General features: G+C 72.0%; 1 protein-coding gene. It reads right to left on the bottom strand.

All coding sequences use genetic code 11. The features are described 5' to 3' along the window. Positions 1-134: 134 nt before the first annotated feature. Complete coding sequence (locus Apa02nite_RS10530) at positions 135-5,591, bottom strand: ATP-binding protein (protein WP_203824874.1); 5,457 nt, start codon at positions 5,589-5,591, stop codon at positions 135-137. Positions 5,592-5,696 lie beyond the last annotated feature (105 nt).

Below are 5,696 nucleotides of genomic sequence, written 5' to 3'. Positions count from 1 at the left end.
TTCATACCCGGCACCTGCCGACACCCAGCCCATGACCCACCCTCTCGCCGAAACGTGAGGCGGATTGTGCCAGTGGGCACCGACATTTTTAGGGGATCCCGCCCACCGGACGGGATCCCCCAAAAAATCACCTGTCAGCCGCGGCGCGCCGTGATCGCCGCGATGATCCGCGGCCGCAGCTCGGCGGCCTTGATCACCGCGTCGACCGAACCGACCTCGACGGCGCGCTGGATGCTGTGCACCTTGTCGAACTCGGTCGCCACCTCACCGAGCTTCTCGGCCCGCACCGACGTGCGCAGCTCGTCCAGCTCGGCGGCGAGCGAGCTGCGGTCCGCGCCGGTCGCCGCGGCCACCCGGGCCTCCAGCTCGCGGACCCGCAGGTCGGCCGCGGTCCGCCGGTTGACGTCACCGGTGAAGACCACGGCCGCGGCCGGCGCCCCGCCGAGCACCGACGCGAACGAGCCCTCCAGGGCCAGCACGGTCATGTTCGGGTTGAGCGCCTTGGAGAAGACCACGAACGCGCCGCCGTGGTAGCGGGAGATCACGCAGAAGACGATCGGGCCGTCGAAGTTGACGATGGCCCGGCCGATCTCGGCGCCGTACTCCAGCTGCAGTTTGCGCATCGACTCCGGGGAGCCGTCGAAGCCGGACAGGTTGGCCAGCACGACCAGCGGGCGGTTGCCGCTGGCCGCGTTGATCGCCCGGGCCGCCTTCTTCGACGAGCGCGGGAACAGCGTGCCCGCGGTGTAGGTGTCCGGGCCGTCGGTGGGCGGGAAGCCCCGGCGCGGCACCGAGCGGGACTCGATGCCGAGCAGGCACACCGGCATGCCGCCCAGGTGGGCGTCCTGCACGACGGCGGTCTCCGCGTCGGCCATCCCGGCCCAGCGCTCCAGGACGGCGTGGTCCTGGTCGGTGAGGGCGCGCATGACCGTACGGATGTCGAAGGGCTTCTTGCGGTCGGGGTTGTGCGTGGCCGAGAAGATCTGCCCGACCGTGCTGAAGTCGCTGCCGTCGACGGTGTGCGGGAAGTCGGAGACGTCCCGGTCGATCGGGTCGGCGGTGACCGCGGGCCGCGGGCCGGCCTCACCCGGCACCACGTAGGTGTGCTCGTAGTGCGCCATGAGCACGTCCCGGGCGGCCATCAGGTTCGGCGCCCAGTACTGCGCCTGTCCGTTTCCGCCCATCACCCGGTCGTAGCCGCCGATGCCGAAGTTGTCCTCGGCCGACACGCCGCCGGAGAAGTCCAGCGACTGCTTGCCGGTCAGCACCATCGCCGAGTCCGGCGTCATGATCAGGACACCCTTGGTGTGCATGAGCATCGTCGCTTCGGCGTTCCAGTACGGCTGGGCGCCCACGTTGATGCCCGCGACCACGATGTTGATCTCACCGCCGGCCTGGGTGAACTCGACGATCCGCTTCAGCGCGGCGGCCACCCAGTCCATGTTCTCGGTGCCCGAGGTCATCGAGATCCGGGCGCCGGACGACAGCGCGTACCACTCCAGCGGGACACCCAGCGACGTGGCCAGGTCCAGGGCGGCGATGACCCGGCGGCACTCGGCCTCGGACAGCGCGCCCAGCGACTTGGTCGGGTCGCCGAGCAGCAGCACCCGGCTGATCCCGTCGGGGTGCCGCGCGGTGACCGTGCGGATCACGCCGGCGACCAGGGCCGCGGAGTTCTTGCCCTTCGGCCGGTCGACCGGCGTCAGCACGTGCTGCTCGTCGAGGTCGTACTCGTCGAAGGCGCCCAGGAACTCGGTCAGCTCGTACGGATAAACGGTGTTCCGGCTGCTCGCCCGGAGCACCTTCTGCCGGTAGCCGTCCAGCGGCTCGACCGGCTCCTCGTTCGGCTCACCGATGATCAGCTCGGTGCCGCCGGTCGCACTGAACGTGATCCGCACGTTCACCTTGACCAGCTCGCCGGTGGCCTCGTCGCGCCGCCGCGCGATGAACAGGATCTCCTCGAGCCCGGCGCCGGCCGTGGTCGGCGACACCCGGCGGGCGATCATCTCCATCTCGTTGTACGTCAGGCCCAGCTCCGGCCATACGTAGATGACGATGCGGTTGGTGTTGAACCGCTTGTCCGAGGAGCGCCGCGACTGTGCCCGCCGGATCCCGTCCAGGCAGGTCGCGATGGTGTCCTCGGTGGTCGGCAGCGCGACCAGCCGGCCGTCCTGCTCGCGCAGCTCGGTGAGGTCCCGGATCTGGGCGAACGCCACGAGCCGGTCGTCGCCCGGGTTCTCCCGCGCCACGCACTGGAAGAGGTAGATCTCCTCGTCCGCGGACGGCAGCCGGGTCAGGTCGAACTTGCGGAGCCGTTCGAGCTGCATCCGCTGCGCGATGTACGGGTGCAGCCCCCGGATCAGCCGCTCCTCCTCCATCCCGGTGGTGGACGGCCGGAACGTGAAGTGGTGGTGCATGACCGCGCCGCTGCGCCCGGCGACCGTCGCGGTGAGGCGCCGGATCCGGCCGGGCATCGGGTGCCGGCCGATCACCTCGTGCAGCGCGGTGGCCATCTCCTCCGGGTCGGCCGGCTGGCCCTCCCAGGCGAGGTAGATGTCGGCGTCGACGGCGCCGTCGTGGGTGGCGAGCGCGGCCAGGCCGGCCAGGGTGCCGGACAGCTTCTCGAAGCTCTCCGCGGCCGAGACCACCAGCGAGCCGTCCCGCTCGGCGACGGTGAACGAGAAGCCCTCGGAGGTGACCGTGTGCACCCCGCTCAGGCCCTTGTTGCCGTAGTAGCGGCGGGTCAGCACCTCGAGCAGGACCGAGTTGTCCAGGTTGTGGCGGACCAGGCGCTGGCCGAGCAGCCGGACCAGCGGCTCGGTGCTGCGGACCATCTCGGCGATCCGGTCGGCCCGGTCGGCGGCCTGCGGGAACTCGTCCAGGTGGCGCAGGTGCTTGCGGATCTCCGCGTACACCCGGGCCCGGTTGCGGCGCAGCAGCGGCTGGCCGAACCAGGTGAACACCACGCCGCGGGCCAGGTCGGCGACCGCGGGGAAACGCACCTGGGTCGCGGCGACCAGCCGTTCCAGGGCGAGGCCGGCCGGCTCGTGCAGGGTCGCGTCCGGCGGCGGCTCCTGCAGCCAGGACCGCAGCAGCGTGGCGATCACCGCGGCGTCGGCGGTGGACCGCTGCTGGGCCAGGAAGATCCGGAACACCGCGGCCTCGAGGTCGGGCGTGCGCTCCAGCTCGGTGACGCCGTAGTGGCCGAGTGCCTTGGACAGCTTGGTCTGGAACGAGGCCGGCAGCGCGGCCCGCTCCACGTCCAGGCTCTGCAGGTACGAGTGGAAGAACTCCCGCGCGCTGTGCACGTGGGTGTCGCCGGGCTCCTCGCCGGCCGGCCGGTTGCGGCTCAGCTCGGCCAGGTCGGCGAACAGCTCGATCAGGGCGATCTCCCGGTCCAGCGGCCGGTGCCCCTCCTCGGTGGCGGCGCGGCGGGCGGCCAGGTAGTCGTCGAGCACCCGGCGCTCGTCGTGCGGGTCGACGTCGAAACCGAGCAGCAGGCTGCGCAGGTCCTCGTTGCCGCGGGCGGCGCGCTGCCGGGCCGGCAGGGTCGCCGGTGCGGCGGGCAGGTCGACGTCGATCCCGGTGTCGGCGGCGGCCGGTTCGGCCTCGTCGCCGGCGATCGGCTCCAGGCGCAGCAGGGCGGCACCGGCGTCGACCTTGCCGCCGACCGCGACCAGCACCTCCTTGACCCGGGCCCGGAACGGCGCGCGCAGCACCGCCTCCATCTTCATGGCCTCGAGGACCAGGACCGGCGCGCCGGCCTCGACCTCGGCGCCGGCCTCGATCGGGGTGGCCACCACCAGCGCGGGCATCGGCGAGCGCAGCACGCCGCCCTCGTCCCGGCTGACCCGGTGGGTGACCCCGTCGACCTCGACCAGGGTGATCGCGCCGTGCGAGCCGGTGAGCAGCTTGTGCCGCGCGCCGTTGACCATGATCCGGCCGCTGTGCTCGTCGAAGCGTTCCAGCGTCACGTCGGCCAGGCGGACATCGTCGCCGGCCTCGATGCCGACCCGGAAGCGGTGCGCGCCGACCCGGGCGACCCGCACCCGGTACGACGAGCCGCGCAGCTTCAGGTCGAGCGGCGCCCCGCTCTCGTGGCGCACCTGCGGCCGGCCGCCGAACGCGGTGGAGAGCAGGCGCTGCTCCTCGACCCGCTCCTCGTCCTCGTACGCCTCGATGGCGGCCGCGGCCAGGGCGATCCCGGAGTGCCGGTCGGAGACCAGCCGGCCCTCGCCGCGCACGCGGTCGATCCAGCCGGTGTCGGCGCTGCCGTCGATCACCTCGGGCTGGTCCAGCAGGTCCAGCACGAAGCTCTTGTTGGTGGCTCCGCCCTGGATCACGACGGTGGTCTCGGACATCGCCCGGCGCAGCCGGCCGAGCGCCTCGTCCCGGTCCTTCCCGTACGCGATCACCTTGGCGATCATCGAGTCGAAGTCACCCGGGATGGTGTCGCCCTCGCTCACGCCGGTGTCGACGCGGATGCCCGGGCCGGCCGGGAAGGTGAGCCGGACGATCTTGCCGGGGGAGGGTGCGAAGTCGCGGTCCGGGTCCTCGGCGTTGAGCCGCGCCTCGATGGCGTGCCCGCGCTCGACCGGCCGCTCGCCCTCCAGTCGGTGGCCGGCGGCGACGTGCAGCTGCGCCTTGACCAGGTCGATGCCGGTCACGTACTCGGTGATCGGGTGCTCGACCTGCAGCCGCGTGTTGACCTCGAGGAACGCGAGGAGGTCCTCACCGGGGTGGTAGAGGAACTCGACGGTCGCCGCGCCGCGGTAGCCGACCTTGATCGCGAGCCGCTCGGCGGACGCCTTGAGCTCGGCGGCCCGCTCCGGCGACATCACCGGTGAGGCCGACTCCTCGATCACCTTCTGGTTGCGCCGCTGCACCGAGCAGTCCCGGACGCCGATCGCCCAGGCGGTGCCCTGACCGTCCGCGATCACCTGGACCTCGACGTGCCGGGCGCCGGTGACCAGGCGCTCCAGGAACACGACGCCGGAGCCGAACGCGCGGGCCGCCTCCTGGCTGGTCCGCTCGTAGGCGTCGGTCAGCTCCTCGGCCGAGCCGACCTTGCGGATGCCGCGGCCACCGCCACCGGCGGTCGCCTTCAGCATCAGCGGGTAGCCGATCCGCTCGGCCGCGGCGAGCGCGGCCTCCAGGGTCTCGACCGGGCCGCGGCTCCAGGCCGCGACCGGGACACCGACCTCCTCGGCGATCAGCTTCGAGCCGATCTTGTCACCGAGCTGGCGCATGGCGTCCGCGCTGGGCCCGATGAACGTGATCCCGATGCGGTCGCACAGCTCCGCGAACGCCGGATCCTCGGCGACGAAGCCCCAGCCGACCCAGGCCGCGTCGGCCCCGGTCTCGACCAGCGCGTGCTCCAGCAGCTTCAGGTCCAGATACGGCCGCGACGCGGCCGGCCCCAGGTCGTACGCGATGTCTGCCTCGCGGACGAAGGTGGCGGTCCGGTCGACGTCGGTGAACAGCGCGACGGTCTCGACGGGCACGCCGGTCTCCGCGGCGAGCTCCCGGACGGCATGGATGAGCCGCATCGCGGCCTCACCACGGTTGACGATGGCGATTCGTTTGAACACCCGATCGAGCCCTTACCTCGGCAAAAACATTCGCCAGGAGACTACAGGTGGTAAGGGCGAATCAGCGGCAACCGCCCAGCTCCCGATGCATCTCCGGGTTACCGG

The sequence above is a fragment of the Actinoplanes palleronii genome (assembly GCF_016862315.1).
GTDB classification, from domain to species: Bacteria; Actinomycetota; Actinomycetes; order Mycobacteriales; family Micromonosporaceae; genus Actinoplanes; species Actinoplanes palleronii.
The sequence above is the reverse complement of the archived record's forward strand: the minus strand, read 5'-3'. Positions and strand labels throughout refer to the sequence as shown.